General features: G+C 49.5%; 20 protein-coding genes and 1 tRNA gene. 8 read left to right on the plus strand and 13 right to left on the minus strand.

Annotation, left to right across the window (positions count from 1 at the left end; genetic code table 11):
* The first annotated feature begins 242 nt into the window (after positions 1 to 242).
* The 3 genes from rph to hemW all read left to right on the plus strand — a co-directional run bounded on the left by rph (position 243) and on the right by hemW (position 2,892).
* Complete coding sequence (gene rph / locus MKZ32_RS00340) at positions 243 to 959, plus strand: ribonuclease PH (protein WP_239795432.1); 717 nt, start codon at positions 243 to 245, stop codon at positions 957 to 959.
* Positions 960 to 965: 6 nt separating this feature from the next.
* Positions 966 to 1,559 carry an RdgB/HAM1 family non-canonical purine NTP pyrophosphatase gene (rdgB, locus tag MKZ32_RS00345; RefSeq protein ID WP_239795433.1) on the plus strand — a complete coding sequence of 198 codons (594 nt, stop codon included), beginning with the start codon at positions 966 to 968 and terminating at the stop codon, positions 1,557 to 1,559.
* Positions 1,560 to 1,698: 139 nt separating this feature from the next.
* Positions 1,699 to 2,892 (plus strand): radical SAM family heme chaperone HemW, encoded by a 1,194-nt coding sequence (hemW, locus tag MKZ32_RS00350; RefSeq protein ID WP_239795434.1) that lies wholly within the window; start codon positions 1,699 to 1,701, stop codon positions 2,890 to 2,892.
* 42 nt (positions 2,893 to 2,934) lie between these two features.
* Here the strand turns inward: hemW and trmB are convergent, their stop codons facing one another.
* Genes trmB through thiS form a run of 3 tightly spaced genes read right to left on the minus strand, consistent with a single transcriptional unit; the run spans position 2,935 to position 4,613 of the window.
* Positions 2,935 to 3,612: a tRNA (guanosine(46)-N7)-methyltransferase TrmB gene (trmB, locus tag MKZ32_RS00355; protein ID WP_239795435.1), complete on the minus strand. Its 678-nt coding sequence runs from the start codon at positions 3,610 to 3,612 to the stop codon at positions 2,935 to 2,937.
* On the minus strand, positions 3,609 to 4,394 hold the full coding sequence (locus MKZ32_RS00360) for a thiazole synthase (protein WP_239795436.1): 786 nt from the start codon (positions 4,392 to 4,394) through the stop codon (positions 3,609 to 3,611). The genes trmB and MKZ32_RS00360 overlap by 4 nt, the downstream gene beginning before the upstream one ends.
* 15 nt (positions 4,395 to 4,409) lie before the next feature.
* Positions 4,410 to 4,613 (minus strand): sulfur carrier protein ThiS, encoded by a 204-nt coding sequence (thiS, locus tag MKZ32_RS00365; RefSeq protein WP_239795437.1) that lies wholly within the window; start codon positions 4,611 to 4,613, stop codon positions 4,410 to 4,412.
* A 41-nt stretch (positions 4,614 to 4,654) separates the two neighbouring features.
* On the opposite strand from thiS, the gene MKZ32_RS00370 reads away from it, so the two are divergent.
* Positions 4,655 to 4,728: transfer RNA gene (locus tag MKZ32_RS00370), tRNA-Gly, on the plus strand.
* A 151-nt stretch (positions 4,729 to 4,879) separates the two neighbouring features.
* On the opposite strand, the gene MKZ32_RS00375 is transcribed toward MKZ32_RS00370, so the two are convergent.
* Together MKZ32_RS00375 and MKZ32_RS00380 are read right to left on the minus strand one after the other, a co-directional pair.
* Positions 4,880 to 5,611 carry a glycosyltransferase family 2 protein gene (locus MKZ32_RS00375; protein ID WP_239795438.1) on the minus strand — a complete coding sequence of 244 codons (732 nt, stop codon included), beginning with the start codon at positions 5,609 to 5,611 and terminating at the stop codon, positions 4,880 to 4,882.
* Positions 5,612 to 5,638: 27 nt separating this feature from the next.
* Entirely contained in the window at positions 5,639 to 6,565 is a 927-nt protein-coding gene (locus MKZ32_RS00380) for a UDP-glucuronic acid decarboxylase family protein (RefSeq protein WP_239795439.1), read from the minus strand.
* Positions 6,566 to 7,140: 575 nt separating this feature from the next.
* Here MKZ32_RS00380 and MKZ32_RS00385 point away from each other — a divergent pair.
* Both MKZ32_RS00385 and MKZ32_RS00390 read left to right on the plus strand, forming a co-directional pair.
* Positions 7,141 to 7,887 carry a class I SAM-dependent methyltransferase gene (locus MKZ32_RS00385; protein WP_239795440.1) on the plus strand — a complete coding sequence of 249 codons (747 nt, stop codon included), beginning with the start codon at positions 7,141 to 7,143 and terminating at the stop codon, positions 7,885 to 7,887.
* A gap of 102 nt (positions 7,888 to 7,989) precedes the next feature.
* The gene (locus MKZ32_RS00390; RefSeq protein WP_239795441.1) at positions 7,990 to 8,748 is read left to right on the plus strand and encodes a YdcF family protein; all 759 of its coding nucleotides are present in this window, start codon (positions 7,990 to 7,992) and stop codon (positions 8,746 to 8,748) included.
* A 43-nt stretch (positions 8,749 to 8,791) separates the two neighbouring features.
* Here the strand turns inward: MKZ32_RS00390 and MKZ32_RS00395 are convergent, their stop codons facing one another.
* The 4 genes from MKZ32_RS00395 to MKZ32_RS00410 form a co-directional block, all read right to left on the minus strand.
* Positions 8,792 to 11,902 (minus strand): efflux RND transporter permease subunit, encoded by a 3,111-nt coding sequence (locus MKZ32_RS00395; protein ID WP_239795442.1) that lies wholly within the window; start codon positions 11,900 to 11,902, stop codon positions 8,792 to 8,794.
* Positions 11,899 to 13,203: an efflux RND transporter periplasmic adaptor subunit gene (locus MKZ32_RS00400; RefSeq protein WP_239795443.1), complete on the minus strand. Its 1,305-nt coding sequence runs from the start codon at positions 13,201 to 13,203 to the stop codon at positions 11,899 to 11,901. The genes MKZ32_RS00395 and MKZ32_RS00400 overlap by 4 nt, the downstream gene beginning before the upstream one ends.
* Before the next feature lie 204 nt (positions 13,204 to 13,407).
* Positions 13,408 to 13,842 (minus strand): c-type cytochrome, encoded by a 435-nt coding sequence (locus MKZ32_RS00405; RefSeq protein WP_239795444.1) that lies wholly within the window; start codon positions 13,840 to 13,842, stop codon positions 13,408 to 13,410.
* 83 nt (positions 13,843 to 13,925) lie between these two features.
* Positions 13,926 to 14,462, minus strand: a complete 537-nt coding sequence (locus MKZ32_RS00410) for a DUF1264 domain-containing protein (RefSeq protein WP_239795445.1) — start codon at positions 14,460 to 14,462, stop codon at positions 13,926 to 13,928.
* Between the two features lie 449 nt (positions 14,463 to 14,911).
* Here MKZ32_RS00410 and MKZ32_RS00415 point away from each other — a divergent pair, with 449 nt between their 5' ends.
* Together MKZ32_RS00415 and MKZ32_RS00420 are read left to right on the plus strand one after the other, a co-directional pair.
* Entirely contained in the window at positions 14,912 to 15,535 is a 624-nt protein-coding gene (locus MKZ32_RS00415) for a superoxide dismutase family protein (protein WP_239795446.1), read from the plus strand.
* Positions 15,536 to 15,624: 89 nt separating this feature from the next.
* A complete protein-coding gene (locus tag MKZ32_RS00420; RefSeq protein WP_239795447.1) occupies positions 15,625 to 15,942 on the plus strand; it encodes a DsrE family protein in 318 nt (105 codons plus the stop codon).
* A gap of 331 nt (positions 15,943 to 16,273) precedes the next feature.
* Here the strand turns inward: MKZ32_RS00420 and MKZ32_RS00425 are convergent, their stop codons facing one another.
* From MKZ32_RS00425 to MKZ32_RS00440, 4 genes are all read right to left on the minus strand, one after another.
* On the minus strand, positions 16,274 to 17,218 hold the full coding sequence (locus MKZ32_RS00425) for a multicopper oxidase domain-containing protein (RefSeq protein ID WP_239795448.1): 945 nt from the start codon (positions 17,216 to 17,218) through the stop codon (positions 16,274 to 16,276).
* Positions 17,219 to 17,293: 75 nt separating this feature from the next.
* On the minus strand, positions 17,294 to 17,644 hold the full coding sequence (locus tag MKZ32_RS00430; RefSeq protein WP_239795449.1) for a c-type cytochrome: 351 nt from the start codon (positions 17,642 to 17,644) through the stop codon (positions 17,294 to 17,296).
* Positions 17,634 to 18,314: a c-type cytochrome gene (locus MKZ32_RS00435; RefSeq protein ID WP_239795450.1), complete on the minus strand. Its 681-nt coding sequence runs from the start codon at positions 18,312 to 18,314 to the stop codon at positions 17,634 to 17,636. The genes MKZ32_RS00430 and MKZ32_RS00435 overlap by 11 nt, the downstream gene beginning before the upstream one ends.
* A gap of 2 nt (positions 18,315 to 18,316) precedes the next feature.
* Positions 18,317 to 19,408, minus strand: a complete 1,092-nt coding sequence (locus MKZ32_RS00440) for a multicopper oxidase domain-containing protein (protein WP_239795451.1) — start codon at positions 19,406 to 19,408, stop codon at positions 18,317 to 18,319.
* Between the last annotated feature and the right edge of the window lie 119 nt (positions 19,409 to 19,527).

The raw sequence follows: 19,527 nt of genomic DNA on the forward strand, positions 1-19,527 counted from the left end.
ATAATATGGCTTGGGTGATTGCTCAACCCGATTTCAATGTTAAACAAGGGCCTGATTTATTTATGCCTTGCTACGTTTTTTCAGGAATTGAACTACAGTATGTGCATTATATGACGATTGGATATTGTAAATTTTGTTATATAAAATTCCAAACTAGCCTGCAACAATTGTATTGGACTAATTCTGATGGCCTGAGTGGCACGAGCTATAATGCGTGCCATTTCATTTTCTGGATTATTTTTATGCGTCCCAGTCAGCGGCAATCCGATCAGCTTCGTTCTATTCTTATCACACGTCATTACACCAAGCATGCCGAAGGTTCGGTGTTGATTGAATGCGGCGACACAAAAGTGATTTGTACCGCCAGCGTGGAGGAGCGTGTGCCGCCTCATAAAAAAGGTTCTGGTGAGGGGTGGGTTACGGCGGAATACGGCATGCTGCCGCGTTCTACCGGTAGCCGTATGGGGCGCGAAGCAGCCAAGGGCAAACAGTCTGGACGCACGCAGGAAATTCAGCGTCTGATCGGACGCAGTTTGCGCTCAGTGGTGGATTTGAAACAATTGGGCGAGCGCACCATCCAAGTGGATTGCGACGTGATTCAGGCCGATGGTGGGACGCGCACTGCCAGCATTACCGGCGCTTTTGTCGCTTTGCACGATGCCGTTAGTGGATTGATCAAGCAAGGGTTGATGCAGGAGAACGCATTGCGTGATTTCGTCGCTGCGATTTCGGTGGGTATTTATCAGGGCATGCCGGTGCTTGATCTTGATTACGCCGAAGATTCTTTATGTGATACCGATATGAATGTGGTGATGACTAGTGCGGGGCATTTCATTGAGGTGCAGGGTACGGCAGAGGGTCATGCTTTCAGCCGCATTGAGATGGATGCCATGCTCAATTTGGCGCAATCCGGCATCGCGCAGTTAATTGAAATGCAGCGCGCGGCTCTGGGAAAGTAACGCACTGTGCACAAGCTGGTTATTGCTTCCAACAATCCGGGTAAGTTGCACGAGTTGCAGTTAACGCTTGCGTCACTCAGCATCGAGATATTGACGCAGGCGCAATTGGGCATTGATGAGGCTGAAGAACCTTACTGCACTTTTCTTGAGAATGCTCTGGTCAAGGCGCGCCATGTCAGTCGTGTCAGCGGCCTGCCTGCACTGGCGGATGACTCTGGACTATGCGTAGCTGCTTTGGGCGGCGCACCTGGTGTGTTGTCCGCGCGCTATGCGGGCGAACCGAAATTGGATTCGCGCAACAATGAAAAACTGTTGCAAGCGATGGAAGGAATGGTTGACCGGCGTGCGCATTATTACTGTGTGCTAGTGCTGGTGCGCCATGCTGACGATCCGCAACCGCTGATTGCGGAAGGTGAATGGCATGGTGAAATTGCGCAGCAGATGCGTGGAGAAGGAGGATTTGGTTACGATCCGCTGTTCTGGTTGCCGCAACTCAACAAGATGAGCGCGGAATTGAGCCGCGACGAGAAGGCGCAGATCAGCCACCGTGCACAGGCACTGCATATTCTGCTACAAAGGCTGCAAATAGTGGAGTATTGAGAACGATGGAATTGCAAACAGCTCTCGGCATTCCGGCCGTGTGCAGCAGCAGACAAAGTCGCCCGCACCGTCATTTCTAATAGCAGTGATTTTGTCCGCGTTTTTCCAAATATTGTTGATGGTATTCCTCGACGTACCCATGAATATTCACCTTGTACACCCACTCGACTCCACGACGCAGGAGATCAGTTTTAAGGCTTTACCGCCGCTGTCTTTGTATATTCATATTCCGTGGTGTGTGCGTAAATGTCCTTATTGTGATTTTAATTCGCACGAGGCGCGCGAGGCTCTGCCAGAGCAGGAATACGTGGCGGCGTTAGTGCGCGACCTGGAGCTGGCACTGCCGCAAATCTGGGGGCGCAAGGTATACACCATATTCATCGGTGGCGGTACGCCCAGCTTGTTTTCTGCGCAGGCTATGGAACAAATTCTCTCTGCAGTACGCATGTTGTTGCCGCTGGATCATGGCGCGGAAATTACGCTGGAAGCCAATCCAGGCACAGTGGAGGCAGATAAGTTTGCAGGTTTCCGTGATGCAGGTGTCAATCGCCTATCGCTCGGCATTCAGAGTTTCAACGATACTCACCTCAAGGCGCTGGGACGTATCCACGATGCGTCCCAGGCGCGGGGGGCCGTAGAAATCGCACAGCAGCATTTTGCCAGCATTAATCTGGATTTAATGTATGGCTTGCCGCAGCAAACGCAGGCGGAAGCGGCGCAGGATGTGCAAGCCGCACTGGAATTTGCGCCGCAACATTTATCTTGCTACAACCTTACCTTGGAACCGAATACACTTTTTCACCGTTATCCGCCAGCCCTGCCGGACGATGATCTGTGCAGTGTCATGCAGCAGGATATTGAACAAATACTCAGCACGCACGGCTATCAACATTACGAAACCTCGGCTTTTGCCCAGCCAAAAAAACAGGCACGCCATAATCTGAATTACTGGCAATTTGGTGATTATCTGGGCATCGGCGCGGGTGCACACAGCAAACTGAGTTTCCCGGACAAAGTGTTGCGTCAGGTACGTTATAAACAGCCGCAGGCCTATCTGCAACAGGTAAAGCAGGGTGTGCCGGTGCAGACCGAACATGCAGTGAAGCGCGAAGAGTTGCCGTTTGAATTCATGATGAATGCATTGCGCTTGAATCAAGGGTTTGCTGATGTGCTATTTGCCGAACGCACCAGCTTGTCTTTGCTGCTGATCCGCCGTGAACTGGAGCAGGCCGAGCAACGTGGCCTGATTGAACGAGGCCTGCAGCGCATCGCACCGACCGAGTTGGGGCGGCACTTTTTGAATGACTTGCTACAGATTTTTTTGCGCAAGTAAAGTTTGTGGAATTGTCACTCCGCGGTGACTCACGGATTTTGATCAGGGTTTCTTGAACACCAAGTCCCAAACGCCATGCCCCAGACGCAGCCCGCGCTGTTCAAATTTAGTAAGCGGGCGATAAGCCGGGCGCGGAGCATAATTCGCCGCGGTATTTTCCAGTGATTTTTCGCTGCTCAACACTGCGAGTACCTGTTCAGCGTAATCCTGCCAATCCGTGGCGACATGAATATAGCCACCCGGTTTGATTTTCTTCACCAGTTGCGCCACAAACGGAGGCTGAATTAGGCGACGCTTGTTGTGGCGTGCCTTGTGCCAAGGATCGGGAAAAAAAATATGGACGCCGTCCAATATGTTATCCGCCAGCATATCGCGCAGTACTTCAACTGCATCATGCTGGATGAGGCGGATATTTTTCAAGTCCAATTCTTCAATCTGTTTGAGCAAACTGCCCACACCCGGAGTGTGCACCTCAAGAGCAAGATAATCATTTTGCGGATGCGACTGGGCGATGGCGGCAGTGGTCTCACCCATGCCGAAGCCGATCTCAAGGATTTTAGTCGCAGTTCTGCCGAAAATATTTTCTAAATCCAGCGATTGAGAAAGGTAGGGGATGCCATAAATCGGCAGGAGTGTATCAAGGCAACGCTGTTGCGCATTGGAGATGCGCCCTTGTCGCAGCACATAGCTGCGAATGTGTGAGGAGCGCTGAGGTATCAATTTATTAATCCACTGGTAGGTGAGCTAGGCGAAGCGCTATACAATTTCTTTGGCATGCGCCCGGCCAGAAAAGCCATGCGACCAGCTTCCACGGCCAGCTTCATGGCAGAGGCCATCAATACCGGCTGCTGTGCGGCGGCAATGGCGGTATTCATCAACACCCCATGGCAACCGAGCTCCATGGCGATGGCCGCGTCTGAGGCAGTGCCCACTCCCGCATCCACAATAACTGGTACTTGTACGCGGCCCATGATGAGCTGCAAATTCCACGGATTGAGGATGCCCATGCCGGAGCCGATCAGCGAAGCCAGCGGCATGATCGCGACACAGCCGATGTCTTCCAGTTGTTTTGCGATGATGGGGTCATCCGAGGTATACACCATTACCTGAAAGCCATCCGCTACCAGCGTTTTTGCGGCGGCGAGGGTCTCCACCACATTCGGATAAAGCGATTGCGGATCACCCAGCACCTCCAGCTTGACCAGACAGTGCCCGTCCAGTAGTTCACGTGCGAGTCGCAGCGTGCGCACGGCGTCGTCCGCGCTGTAGCACCCCGCCGTGTTGGGCAGCAGGGTATATTTCGATGGCGGCAGAATGTCCAGCAGATTCGGCTCGTTCGGGTTTTGTCCGATGTTGCTGCGACGGATAGCGATGGTGATGATCTCGGCGCCACTGGCCTCCACCGCCGCCTGCGTCTCGGTAAAATTCTTGTATTTGCCGGTGCCGATTAACAGGCGCGAGTTATAGCTTTTGCCCGCGATGAGCAGTGTGTCTTTGTTCATTAATGTGTTCCGTGATTAACCACCACCGACTGCGACAACAATTTCAAGTCGGTCGCCATCTGCCAGCAGTTGTTGGTTGAATTGTCCGCGCGGCAAGATTTCACCGTTGCGTTCCAGCGCGATGCGCTTGCCTGTCAGTTGCATCTGTTCGAGGAGCGTAGCGACGGAAACAGGATGATCGAATTGGCGAACTTCGCCGTTAATTGAGACTGAAATCACTTTCAAATTCTGGTCGCGTTAAGGTAACATCCATTCTACATGCGGGCGTCGTATAATGGTAATACCCTAGCTTCCCAAGCTAGAGCCGTGGGTTCGATTCCCATCGCCCGCTCCACCAAGCAACCACTGGCTGTTGCACTTCAAACTCGAATTCGCTAGATTTTTTCATATCAGCCAGCAGATAAATTTCTAATGCAATACAAGGCTTCATTCAACAGGAGCCAATGGAACGCATTCCGTCAAACTGGTCTCCGTGCAGGGTGCAGCTACTTCACCCGCAGTCGCGCGAATAGTTCCTCGGCTGAGGGGCTAACTATTTTTCTAACCGAGCCATCGTGCAATCCATGAGTAGGAATCGGCAACCCGGCTTGCACGTAGTGGTCACGCCAGTTGGATTCGTACAAGACCGTGTGCAGTCCAGTCCATGCACTTTTGAGCTGATTGAGCTTGAACATGTCAAACATCACACGGTCACATATGGACATCCAAGCATTTGGAATCATGCCCCACATAGGCCACATAAAAGCTGCAGACCGGGCAAACGACATACAGTTTGTGTCTACATGGGTATGCTGCAAATCCTCTGTATGTTCAAGGCGCAGGTGCTCATGACCAGGCACAAAAATGTGTCGGTAAGAAAATACCGCATCCAGAACTTCTCCCTCTACTTGCGCTTGTTCATAAACATTCACCAAGCTCGTCACATGATTTGGTTCGTACAAGTTATCCGCATCCAGGAAACAAACGACATCGGCACCTTCGTTCAAGGCGCAGATGGCTCCCACACTTCTGGGCGTACATCCAAAGTCGCCATGAGCGACCGGCAAATTGATAGAAGACAGATTCTTAACGCCTGAAGTAACATCTGGCTTGGGATGTCCGTCAGAAATGAGGTAATGCCTTGTATCTTGATGTGTCTGCGCCAATACACTTTGGATGCATCGCCGCAGGATTGCATCCGACTCTTTGTAGTACGGCGTAATAATCGCAACCTTCATTTGGTGGCCACCATTGTGAATGGGCATTTAAATTTTGAAATAGGCGATTGTTTTTTTCAAGCCATTGATCAGGTCAACCCTTGGGTACCAATCTAGCTGGCTTTTTGCCAGGTCGATGTCGGGCTGTCTTTGTTTGGGATCGTCCTGGGGCAGAGGCTTGAAAACCAATTTGCTCTTTGAGCCTGTCAGCTCAATCACTATTTGGGCGAGCTCCAGAATCGAAATTTCTGAAGGGTTTCCAATATTGACAGGTCCGGTAAAGTCATCGCCGGTACCCATGGTTAGGATCAACGCATCAATCAAATCGTCAACGTAGCAAAAACTTCTGGTTTGGTCACCATCACCATAAATTGTGATGTCATCCCCGTTGAGGGCCTGAACGATGAAATTGCTGACCACACGGCCATCGCCGGGCTGCATCCTCGGCCCGTAAGTGTTGAAGATTCGTACCACTTTGATCAGCAAATGGTGCTGTCGCCAGTAGTCAAAGAAAAGCGTTTCAGCACAGCGCTTGCCTTCATCGTAACAACTGCGAATACCAATCGGATTGACCCTGCCCCAATACGCTTCCGACTGGGGTTGAACTTCCGGGTCGCCATACACCTCGCTCGTGCTTGCCTGGAGGATTTTTGCCTTTACCCGCTTGGCCAGGCCCAGCATGTTGATAGCGCCATGCACACTTGTCTTGGTGGTTTGTACCGGGTCAGATTGGTAATGCACCGGTGATGCAGGGCAGGCCAGATTGTAAATTTCGTCGACCTCCACATATAACGGAAAAGTGACATCGTGCCGCATCAATTCAAAATGGGGGTGTCCCAGAAGATGCTTGATGTTTTCCTTGTTACCCGTGAAAAAATTGTCAACACACAATACATCTGAGCCGCTGGTTATCAGCCGCTCACACAGGTGCGACCCTAAAAATCCAGCCCCACCGGTTACAAGTATTCTTTTCATTGTTTGTCTGCTGGACGTGGGTGATAAGGATAGGAAACTCAATGGTAGATTCCATTGATGCACATTGATTTGCGCAGTCTCTCTACGTCATGGGGGGAGTCGAGATATCCTGGTCGTATATTTATGATTGAAATTGCCACCGTAAGTTGCCAAAATTCCGGGCGCCGCATTTCGGTTAATAAAATCTTGCACCATGAATCCAACGGTAGGCAAACCGAAATAGGTGTCTCCATTGTGTCTTGTTAACTCAATATACTTAATTTTTGGTGAACTGAACCTATTTCGACGCTGTAATCATTCGGAGTTAAGTAGCGCAAACTCCTGCACAAGATAAGGATGCATGTTACAGGACTGATAAAACTCTGATGCAAGGAAACTAAAGCTCGAGCCCGCAAAAAATACTGTTAATCATTTTAAACAACCGAGTCCAGATGGGAGCCTGACAGCCCTGTACGTAACACCACAAAGAAAAACTATCGCAATCTTGATATTCGTAAGATAGCTCGGCCTGGCTGTTTACCGGATGAATGGTTCAAGGGACAATGAGAGCCTTGCCGCATACGAGTGTTATTGTTATGAACAAGAAACGCAACCCCTACGAGATGCTCCGAATCCATGAGTCTGGCGATGCGCCCTACCAGAAACATTTCGTTCCTGAAGACGTCAGAAAAATATGTGTCGAGTTAGCACCATCGACCTATCTAGACGTGGGATGCAATCGCGGTCAACTGATTGCTGCGGTCAAAAAAGGTCTTCATAACCGTGCCGTTTGTGTCGGTGTTGAAATGAACGCGTTTGCCGCAAAGGCCGCAGAACAGGTTTGTGATCGCGTCTATTCAAGTGCCTTTGATGCAGCAATCGGGGGGCTCAAGGCAGACTATCCGGGCGGTTTCGATGTTATTTCATTTGCTGATGTACTTGAACATATGTACGACCCGTGGGAAGCCATGGTTTTGGCGAAGGAATTGTTATCCGAGCGTGGAAAGTGTGTATTTCAAATTCCAAATATGGGACACCGTTCCATTATTGGCGGACTACTTTCGAATCGATTCGATTATGAGTTGATGGGTTTGCTGGATGTGACGCATATTCGCTTTTTTACGCCAGGATCATTTGAAGACGCCTGCCAGCAGGCTGGGTACAAGATCATGCGGAAGGTGCAAATCATGGAGGAAAACCCGCAACCTGTTCTATCTGCGTTCAGCACGCTGATTGCAGGATCAGAGGATGTTAAGAATTTCTTGCGAATATTGGGCGTGTCACAGATCGACCTTGCTCTACTGGCGATGTGGCAAATTTGTTACGTGTGTGAACCTCTATGAGTTGACCTCACTTTATGATTCAGCAGCATCTCCAGCTCCGTGAGAAAAAAGCAATATCGATTCTCACAATTTATCTCGATCACATTATTTTCTATATAAAACATGCCCGATATTTTTCTGCTCAAGGCAATCGCCAAGACGATTATTCTGCCTCCCACAGGGTTGCTATTAATCATTCTCGTTGGCCTGTTTCTGGTACATAGATTTCCGCGCACGGGCAGAGCGATCGCAATCATTGCAACGGTCTACCTGCTTGCGCTGTCTACTCCTTTTGCTTCTTATCAACTGATGCATTTTCTCGACACATCGCCTCCGCTTGACCTCAATGAAGCACGTCACGCCCAAGCCATCGTGATCCTCGGTGGCGGAATTCGTAACAATGCGTTGGAGTACGGTGGGGATACATTGGGGCGGCTAACCCTCGAGCGCGTGCGCTACGGCGCGCGGGTCGCAAAAAATACCGGGTTGCCGGTGCTCGTCGCCGGTGGATCGGTACTGGGGGGTGAAACGGAAGCGAAATTGATGCGGGAAGCTCTGGAAAACGAGTTCGGAATCAAAGTTCGCTGGAGCGAAGATAAATCACGAAACACGCGCGAGAATGCGGCATTTTCTGCTGCGATACTGGCAAAAGAAAACATTCGGCAAGTCGTACTCGTCACGCATAGCTTTGACATGCCACGAGCAAAAGCGGAATTCATTACGGCGGGATTGCCGGTAATTGCGGCGCCTACCGGAATTTTAAATGGCACCCTCGAATGGCCGTCGGATTATTTGCCAGGAATCGGTGGATTGCAGGCAAGTTACTACGTTTGCTACGAACTTTTAGCGAAGCTTGTCATGCGGATGTCTCTCTTTCAATAAAGGATACCTCTAAATTCATTACAAGTTATCGCTGAACCCTTCATCAATCCTTCGGCATATTCCGCCCTTGCCACCACGAGTACAGCACTGGGATCACGATTAGCGACAACAGCGGTGCCGTAAGCATGCCACCTACTAACGGCGCGGCAATGCGTTTCATGACCTCTGCCCCGGCACCTTGGCTGAACATCACGGGCAACAAGCCCGCCACGATTACCGAGACGGTCATCATTTTTGGGCGGATGCGTAGCAGTGCTCCCTGAATGATGGCTTGGTGCAAATCATGACGGTTGTTCAAGCGTCCGGCGCTGCGTAAATCTTCGATGGCATTATCAAGATACAGCAGCATTACTACGCCAAATTCGGCGGCTACGCCAGCCAGTGCAATGAAGCCCACCGCTACTGCTACCGATAAATTGTATCCCAGCGCGTATACCAGCCAGAAGCCGCCGATCAGGGAGAATGGCAGGCACAGCAGCACCAGCAGCACTTTGCCAAAATGACGGAAGTGCATATATAGCAACAAGACCGCCAGTATCAGCGTCAGCGGAATGACCCACTGCATGCGTTCTTTGGCATGTTGCAAATTTACATACTGACCCGACCAGGCAATGGCATAGCCGGGCGGCAATGTCACCGATTTTTCCAGTGTGCGCTTGGCTTCGTTCACATAACCGCCGAGATCGCGCCCGGTGATGTCGATATATACATAGGCGGTCAAACGCGCATTTTCGCTTTTGATTTCCGAAGCCCCCTCACTGAAGTGTAAATGCGCCAATTCGCCCAGCGGCACTTGCGCCCCGGAAGGCATGGTGATTCGGCTGGCCGCTATTGTCGGCAGAGAATCGCGCAGGGCGCGTGGATAGCGCAGGTTGATCTGGAAGCGTTCGCGACCGTCAATCACCGTGCCGATGTTTTCGCCACCGATTGCGCCTTGTACCAGGCGCTGCACATCGGCTACGGTAACGCCATACCGTGCGGCTTGAGCTCGGTTAATGTCAATGTCCAGATAACGTCCGCCAGTGGCACGCTCAGCGAATACAGTGCGCGTACCGGGCACGCTCTTGATTGCCGCCGCAATTTGTTGGGCTAGCTGAGCGATGCCGGCCAGATCAGGGCCGGTGACTTTAATTCCCAGCGGCGTTTTGATGCCTGTGGAAAGCATGTCTATGCGGGTGCGGATTGGATAGCCCCAGGAGTTGGTGAGCCCTGGCAGGCGCACTTGGTCATCGAGCTTGTGTATCAGTTGCTCTACCGTTTCTCCCGGCGGCCACTGGTCGCGCGGCTTCAGCAGAATGGTGGTTTCCAGCATTGAAAGCGGTGCCGGATCGGTCGCCGTATCGGCGCGTCCGGCCTTGCCGAATACTCGCTCGACTTCCGGTAGTGCGCGGATCAGGCGATCTGTGATTTGCAAAATATTAGCTGCCTCGTCTACGGACAAGCCGGGCAAGGTTGTTGGCATATAAAGCAGGTCGCCTTCATACAGTGGCGGCATGAATTCGCTGCCCAGTTTGGCCAGCGGCCACGCCACGGTAGCTAAGAGCAATAGCGTGGCGAGTACGGTCAATTTGCGTTTACTTAAGGCTGCCAGCAGCACTGGCCGGTACAGGGCTTGTAATATGCGGTTCAACGGATTGCGCTGTTCTGGGCGAATGCGCCCGCGAATGAAATAGCCCATCAGCACCGGTGTGAGCGTTATCGCCAGGAACGCGCTGGCGGCCATTGCATAAGTTTTTGTGTAGGCGAGGGGTGCGAATAGCCTGCCTTCTTGTCCGTCCAGTGTTAACACCGGCAAGAAGGAGATGGTGATTACCAGTAGCGAGAAAAACAGGGCTGGGCCTACTTCCAGTGAACTTACTTTCACCACCTGCCAGTAATCGGGTTTGGCTCCGGCACGCTCCAGATGCTTATGCATGTTTTCGATCATCACAATGGCAGCGTCAACCATTGCGCCGATGGCGATGGCGATGCCGCCCAGCGACATGATGTTAGCGCTGACGCCCTGTTGTTGCATGATGATGAAAGCGGTCAAAATGCCGATAGGTAATGTTACAACTGCCACCAGCGATGAACGCAGGTGAAACAGGAACAGCAGGCAGACCAAAGCTACTGCCAGTGATTCCTCGATCAATTTCTCGCGTAGGGTGCTGATGGCGCGTTTGATCAGGTCGGAGCGGTCATAGGTAACGACTAATTCCACCCCTAGTGGCAATCCTGCTTTCAGTTCTTGCAAGCGCGTCTTGACCCGCTCTATCGTTTCCAGTGCGTTGTTGCCGTAGCGCATCACGACGATCCCGCCTACTACCTCGCCCTCACCATCGAGATCGACCACGCCACGGCGCGCTTCCGGCCCCGTCTGGATATTCGCCACGTCCTGTAAGCGGATGGGGATTCCTTGTATGTCTGTGCCGAGCGGAATTTGCCGGAAATCATCCAGTGTTTTGAGGTAGCCGCGCGCCCTGATCATGTATTCGGCACGTCCCATTTCTACTACTGAGCCCCCGCCGGACAGGTTGCTGTCGCGTACTGACTGCGCTACTTTGTCCAGTGTCAGTTTATATGCGGCCAGTCGGGTCGGATTAACTTCGATCTGATATTGCCGCACCATGCCACCGACACTCGCCACTTCGGCGACACCGGGCAGGCTTTGCAATTCATATTTCAGGAAGAAATCCTGTAGCGCGCGCAATTGGTCAGGATCGTGTCGATGTTGTCGATCGGTTAATGCATATTCAAAAATCCAGCCTACGCCAGACGCATCCGGCCCAAGTGCCGGGGTGACGCCGGGCGGCAGCTTCCCCGCCATCTGGCTCAGGTATTCGAGCACGCGCGTGCGCGCCCAGTAGGGATCAGTTCCATCCTTGAAAATGATGTAAATAAACGACTCGCCAAACATGGAAAAGCCGCGAACCGCAGTAGAACCAGGTACCGACAGTAGCGCCGAGGTAAGCGGATAAGTTACCTGGTCTTCCACTGCTTGCGGCGATTGGCCGGGGTAAGTGGTTTTGATGATGACCTGGACATCAGAAAGATCGGGAATTGCGTCCAGTGCGGTATGACGCAAGGAGTAAATCCCCCATGCACTGATTAAAGCTGCAAGCAGCAAAACCAGCAGATGGTTACGTAATGACCAGGATATAACGCGGGCAATCATTGGTGCTTATGCGTTTCCTGCATGCGTTGCGCGGCATCATGCAGCGACGATGCTGCGTCCAGCAGGAACTGGCCGTTTACTGCTACTTCTGCGCCTTCCAGCAGACCATCTACAACCTCGATCCAGTCCCCGCTTTCGGTTCCGGTCTCAATATTCACAGGAAGGAAATGCCCCTCCCCTCTGGACAAAATTACCAAGTCGCCTTGTCCAGTGTGTATTACAGACGAGCGGGGTAAAACGAGGGCTTCATGCGGCTGGGCGTGGATAATCACGTCGACAAAGCTTCCAGGGCGCAAATGTAGATTGGTATTATTAAGCGTCACCCTTGCGTTGATTTTGTTGTTTTCGGCGAGGGGATTGATAAAGTCAAGCTTGGTTTTAATTTCTTGCCCATCGGGGCTTTTTATGGTCACCGCATCGCCATTCTTTACCCGGCCAGCCTGGTCGGGGTAAAGCGTGATGTCAATCCATACCTTGGAGACATCGGCTAGAGTAAACAGGGTGGCGGAAGGCGTGACGAAGTTACCTTCGCGTGCATTAATTTGTGTCACAACCCCTGCCTGGCCCGCCAGTATTTTAACCACCTCAATGGGTTGCTTTGAGTCTTCCATCTGTTGAACGGATTCAATGCCAATATCTTTATGGAGAAATTTAGTTCTTTCTCTGGAAAGCTCTTGCAGAAGATCCATCACATAGGGATTTTCCACTAGTGGAGAAATGTCGCCTATCGTTTTTAACGTCTGATCACGGCGTACCACAAACCTCAAATACTCTTTTTGCTGTGTAATCAAATCGGGAGAATAAATCTCATAGATTATTTGTCCTTTGCGAATCTGCTGTCCGACCGAATTGATATTTAGCTTTTTTATCCAGCCATCGACCTTGGTATGAACGTTATAAAGTGTATCGCCATCGACTATTACGTTGCCATAAGTGCGGATTTCATGGCTGAGCGAGGTTTTTTTTATACTTGCTAACCTGACACCAAGTTTCTGGATGGATGCGGTATCGATATGAATGCCATGGTCGTGGTTGTGAGCTGCGGAATTTTTTGACTGCACCAGATCCATGCCGCAAATCGGGCAGGTGCCCGGATGGTTCTGCATGATCTCTGGATGCATCGGACAAATCCAGATTTGTTCCTTTCCGGCTTTGCTTATTTCAGATAACGATAAGGTCTTGATATCGGGAGTTGCAGTTTGAGCGGGACGCCATGAAATAGAAATGCGCTGACTGATAAGATACCCGGCCAGAATGACGATTCCTAGCAGACCTATCCCTGCCGCTATTTTTTTCGTCATATTGATGGTCCGATTTCCTCTGGTCTATACTTGATCAAGCCGTGTTATTTGCGACTAGGCTCTAACTGTGTCGTCTTAATTCAAGATGCAAAGTTTATTACCTTTGGAGGTATGAATAATATACGCCCTATGTTTATGGTGAGCAGGGCTGAATTTACAAATTTGATGTTTAGGTGGATTGTCTTGTTGTTGAAAGGAAACCGTCTACTTGCCTTCGAAGGTACGTATAAATTGAATCACATTCCAACCATCTTCCTCGTTTATATCCGTTCCAACCCGAATCGGCATCCCGGTTCCTGGGCTACCATTTTTTAAAACCCACATTAATTCCCCATCCGTGCGAAGTTTCTGCCATTTTACATCGGTAAAATCACGCGAAGGATGTCCGGGTAGATTGACACCTGTTCCATCCTTGCTATGGCAAGTTACGCAAAAACCTACCCCAAAATAAATTTTACGGCCTGCTTCAATTCGCTCTGGTGTGACGGGATAAGGGCTTTGTACTTGCTGTTCCTGCGCAATAATCGCCTTGGGTACACGCGGTTCATACATGTCCTTGTGAAAAGCCAACGTGCTTCGCGAACCGACGCTCAGAAAGATAGCAATCCATACCCACCTATTTTTCTTTAAAAAAAACATGGCATCCCTCACATACAAAATCAAAAGACACAGTGTTCATCCACATGGACAAACTCCATGTCTCTTGAATAAATCAAATAAACTTATTTTTTAGTTGCATCTTTACCAATTTTTCCATGTAGCTCTTCCCAATGTCCAACTGATTGAGGAATGCCGACCGAACCGTCAGGAATGGGCGCGTCTTTAGGCCAGAGGTGGAAAATGATGCCATCGGTACCAGCAACATAATCCGCCAACCCTTTTTGCTCTTTCGGGTCAGATGGATTCACTATGGCAACGCGACCGGTTTCTATCTCCTGCTTGTGATCGTGCCAGTTTTGCGTATGCGACCATTTCGGTATGGCCGATCCGGTAAGCTTTTTGGAAACCATGTATTCAATTTCGGTTAAGCGAGCGTTAGGCTCAGTTGATTCGAACAAGATGCATTGAATAATGTCGTCATTGATTGGTTTGCAGTAATGATGGAATGGACCGATTATTTCCCCGTCCATGACATGTGGCGCTACAACATGAATTGTATAACCGGTCAGTGGGTTTTTATCCGCAGCAAAAGCTGGAGCAGATAAAAAGCCAGCCGTTATCAACGAGGAAACAAGAACGCAGGCTTTGCTGATTTTCATAATTGAATCTCCTTATAAATTTGTATAGTTAGAGTTCGGATTATTTCTATATATTCCATGACTATTTTTATCATTATGTGGGCTCTGATCCCATCTTTTCGAGAATAGGCATTCCTACGCCTTCTTTACAATTCAATGCGTAGAGAGTCCTATCATATACCTTACTATTACATCGCTATGTACGATATCGCACAGACGTCGTCTTCAAAGCTGAACATGATTAAAATGGTTTTGAATTTGTCGAACCTTCTGGATTATCAAGAAAGGTTCGCCTGGAATCGGCATGATGTCCTTCTCCGGTTTGTCCGATGACAAGGTGTGGCAGCTCATTCATTACATTAGATCGCTGGCACGTTGATCAGAGGACGTCGAATAACGGCGGCAACGCAACAGATGTAGATATGCGGCAACATAAAACCATTTTCTCAACTAATCAATAGGAGATACACATGAAATTTGTTACTAAATTACCGCTGGCATTGGCATTGGTCGTGGGCAGCGTCACTAGTCCGGTTTTTGCAGAAGCCGAGCATCACGCAGGAAAAGAAGATGGACATCACGCGGGGAAGGTGGAGAAAAAGCTTCGTGCAGAAGCGATTATCGCCGGTCCGGGCATTACCGGAGAAGCTCATCTGTATGAGGAACACGATGGGCTCGTCAGAATCAAGATGATGGTACAAGGTACGCCTGACAGCAAGCTAACGCCCGGGCGACACGCGGTTCACATCCACGAAACAGGGGCATGTGATCCGTTCACGGCGGCGAAAGGCCATTATGATGGCAATATCAATCCGCAAATCAACCCGGAGGCGAATGTCAGTCCAGGTCTTGGAAATCACCCCTATCATTTAGGCGACCTGCCGAATCTTGTGGTTGATGAAAACCGCAAAGGGACGCTGTATGCCATCACGAGCCGGGTCACCCTTACTCCCGGATTGACGACCCTTTTCGATGCGGATGGGAGTGCATTTATTATTCATGGACTTGAAGACAAATTCCTTCCTGATCCTCCGACGAAAGATGCCCCAGGTGGCCCCAGGATTGCATGTGGGGTGATTGTTTTGAAAAAGTGAGAGCAACGATAGAGTGTAATGACAGCATCACAAATGACACATGATGATTGTCTGTAATTCTTACGAATGAATGAGAGAGGAGATAATTGGTGGCAACCTTCATAATATCCGCCAGTCGAGGCACAGACGATCCGACGATGGCCACGTTGCCCTTCATGGCCGCGAAGACGGCAAAGGAGCAAGGGCACGATGTGGTGCTTTGGCTCTGGAACGAAGTCGTGACGCTCGGTCGCAAAGGAACAGCCGATCATATCCATGGTGTGAATCTGACTCCATTGAAAGAACTACTGGCTGCGGTGCAGGCGGCGGGTGTGCAGATTTGGGTCTGTGGCGCCTGCGTCCATTCGCGCTTAGACATCGAAGACGTGCTCAGTATGGAACTCGCTAAATCCGCGACTAAACATTAACTGTTGTGGTTGGTTCTTGAATCCGCCGACTGTAAACAAATTTGTTGGGCTGAGATAGCCAAGGGGGACTTTGATCGGGCGGCTTAGGTAGCGCATTTGAAATTAGAGTTGCCGGATGAAATGAAGAAAATGTGCGGCATGTTCAAAAACCACGATTTCCGGAAATTAGGTTTGGTCTTTCACAAAAGTGGATATGAATTGGGGGCATGTTCTTAAAACGGAAGATACGAACAAATCGCTGGAGCCATTGCATGGCACTGCACTATGTCCGGCTTAAATGTTAAGAGAAGGCCAAGGCCTCCTCTTAACTAACAGAATAGCTTACTAAAAACTATCTGATCAAGATTTGATCGCCACGCCCTTTTTTCGGATCAGCGTCGGGTTTGTTCATCAAAACTGTGATAGCACCGCGTAACGCTGCTCCCATTGCATGATCAACGATTGCGACATTGGTCGGACGGTCAGCTGGCGAAACGATATCAAATGTACTGCCTTCAGCTACCGCCACGTTGTATGTTTGAATGCCGTATAGAGTGTTCTTCGGGTTACCGTTGATATAAACACGATCCCAAATTCCTGCGATAGGATGCAGGGCGACCGGATTATTGATGTTCGCGTTCACGAAGAAAATGCGGACGCGTTCGCCAGGCTTGGATTCCAGAACCTGAGTTGCATTTGGATCATGCACGGGGCTGTAATGGAACATTTTGCCGTTGATGAGCGCACCTTTCCAGCCGGTGTTTTCAAGTAAGCCAGTGATGTTTTCGCTGTCCGGGAAGTATTGCTGCTGAATCAGCATATATTCACGGTCTGCTTTTGGATAGTTCTTCTTATCTTTTGGATCGACGATGATCATTCCGTACATTCCCTTGGCAATATGCTGAGCCATTGTGCTTGCACCACAGTGATACATGAATACGCCTGGAGTCTTGGCTTCAAACTTGAAATGCTTACTTTGTCCCGGCTTGATTTCACCGAATTCATTTAGCACGTCAACCTGAGCCGCGTGAAAATCCATTGCGTGTGAATTTTTATTTTCAGGTGGATTGATTAGCGTGAAATCGACCGTATCGCCTTCGTCTACGCGGACAGGCTTGCCAGGGATGGAACCATCGAATGTCCAGGCTGCCATTTTGACATCGCCCTTGTTATTCACGGGCAGATCAACTTCCATCGCTGTCATCGTCACTTTGACAGTTTTTGCGAATATTTGCTGTGCGGAAAAAAGACCAGTTACCAGCATTACAGCAACAGCTGTATTTTTAAGTTTATACATATTCTTCCCCTGTTTAATTTAAAGTTAACTACAAATTGCTTATTTCTTCCAACCATTTCTTGCGACTGCCATTTACTAACCAAATTTGCACTTACATAGCATGCGTAGATGTTGCACTAAATCCTTGATTTCCTCGTCACTTAAGGTTGACCCCCAAGGCGGCATCAATATTGATTTATCAATGGATGGGCCACCCTCTTTGATTGCTTTGAATAATGTTTCGTCCGAGCGACCTGACATTGACTTTGCATCGGTATGATCACGCGGCACGACTGACATATCCCGGCTGTTAACGCCTTTTCCGGTTCCCTCATTGCCGTGGCATTGAACACAATACGCTTTGTAGTTGTCCGCGGGCGTTTCCTTGGCTTGGGTTTGAACTGAGAATGCCGTTAGTAAAAGCAACAAAAATAATTTAGTTGGCATTTGCAGCCTCCTTGCTCAGTGTCTCAAGATAATGAACCATTTTCTGTATATTCACCTCCGATAAACTTTTGTTGGGCATCATGGATTTTGGCTCCCAAGCTTGGGGAGACCTGATGAAACTTGCCATATATTGTGGTTGCAGGCGCTTGGCCGCCGTATAAAGTTCTGGCCCCGATACCCCACCATATTCAGGCTCGATCAAGTGACAGGCCATACAGCCCAAAAATTTATTGAAAGCCATTTCCCCCATCTGCTTTGATACCGTACCGGACTCAACTTTCTCCTTGGCGATCAAATCGTCATGCGGTTTCATCTTCATGAGCTCGGCCGCAACTGAGGTGGCATCGGCCTTGGAAAGTGCGATATGATCCGTGAGCGTCGAAGTATCAATTTCATCACCTTTTGCCCCAGACTTGATATGCCCGCCATAATATATCCCGGCTGGACGTATCCGCCCGGGCTTTTGCAGCCAAGATACCAGCCATTCTGAGCGATATTTGTTGCCCGCGTAGAAGAGATCTGGCCCCTTTTTTTCAAAGGCAGCTTTCAATGTCTGGCTTGCCGGCCCCTTAATGTTGTGGCAGGCAGAACAGCTCCCTTGAAGCATTCCTCCCTCAGCGAGAACGGTTCCAGAAAAACCAAGTAAGGCAACAAGAATTATTCGCTTCATATTTATCTCCTCCTTTTCCCCTGTTCGACAATTTTGCCCATGAAAGGTGCGCTGTTGAAAAGCCCATATCCCTGCGTAAGCGACACACTGTAGAAGAAATTGGGGTCATACACTTTATTTTTCCATGTGTACCAGTCATTCATTTTGACGCCTTCATATTCAAAAACGGTCATTGGCCCACCCATTGAAGCACCGTTGTTGGTCATGTGCTTGTCAACATGGTCGTGCATTATGAAGAGCCCAGGATTGTCCATCTTGACGATCACGTCATAACGCTCGCCGGGCCCTACCGGGACAGTGTCCACATAGTAAGGACTAGCAAGTGGATACCCGTCTTTGTGGGTGATAAGCATGTCGTGCCCATGCATATGCATTTGGTGCGTTTCATCGCCTGCGCCATAAAAGCGCATTCTCAACACATCGCCTTTCTTGACCCTAATCGGCTGAGTGAATGGGAAGGATTTTGCGTTTACTGAAAAATAATCAGAAACATCCTGTGGGCTGCCCCCTTTGCCATAGACGCTGGCATATGGAGATTGCCAAGTACTCAGCATCAGAATGGCATCCAGGGTTACTTCCTTTTCGAGGGCGCTCGGGTTTTTTGGATCGACGATTATTGGCCCCCACATCCCGCGTATCGCCACATGCTCCCAGACATCCACATGGCAGTGGTACCACAGGCTTCCGGGACGATCAACATTGAATTTATAAGTATAAGATTCGCCAGGCTGAATCGCTTCTTGTGTGAAACCTGGCACGCCATCATGTTGCCAACTGCCGGTTTGATTAATTCCATGCCAATGGATGGTATGGGGAAGTGTAGTGTTGTTGCTTACATGTACCATCACATCATCGCCCTCCTTGACGTGGATAAGCGGTCCTGGCACTTGTCCGTTGAAAGCGAATACTTTGTTGGTAAAGCCTGGCGCTACTTCTATTGCAACCTCATCAATGGTCAGGTTAAATTCGCGTTGCTCGGCCCAGCTTGCAGTGGCAATTCCCGCCAAGAACAAAAATGTTAAAATATTCCTGAGATAACACATCACAGTGGATACACACAATCTATTTAAGGTAATGGTCATTTTTCTGGTCATCCAAATTTCTATTTCAATATCTTTAATTAAAGATATATTTTTAATGTATCTTTAATTAAAGATATTGTCAAGTAAATTATTGATACCTTGTAGCGAGCAAATAAACATGCTTAAACATA

The sequence above is a fragment of the Candidatus Nitrotoga arctica genome (assembly GCF_918378365.1).
Taxonomy (GTDB): Bacteria; Pseudomonadota; Gammaproteobacteria; order Burkholderiales; family Gallionellaceae; genus Nitrotoga; species Nitrotoga arctica.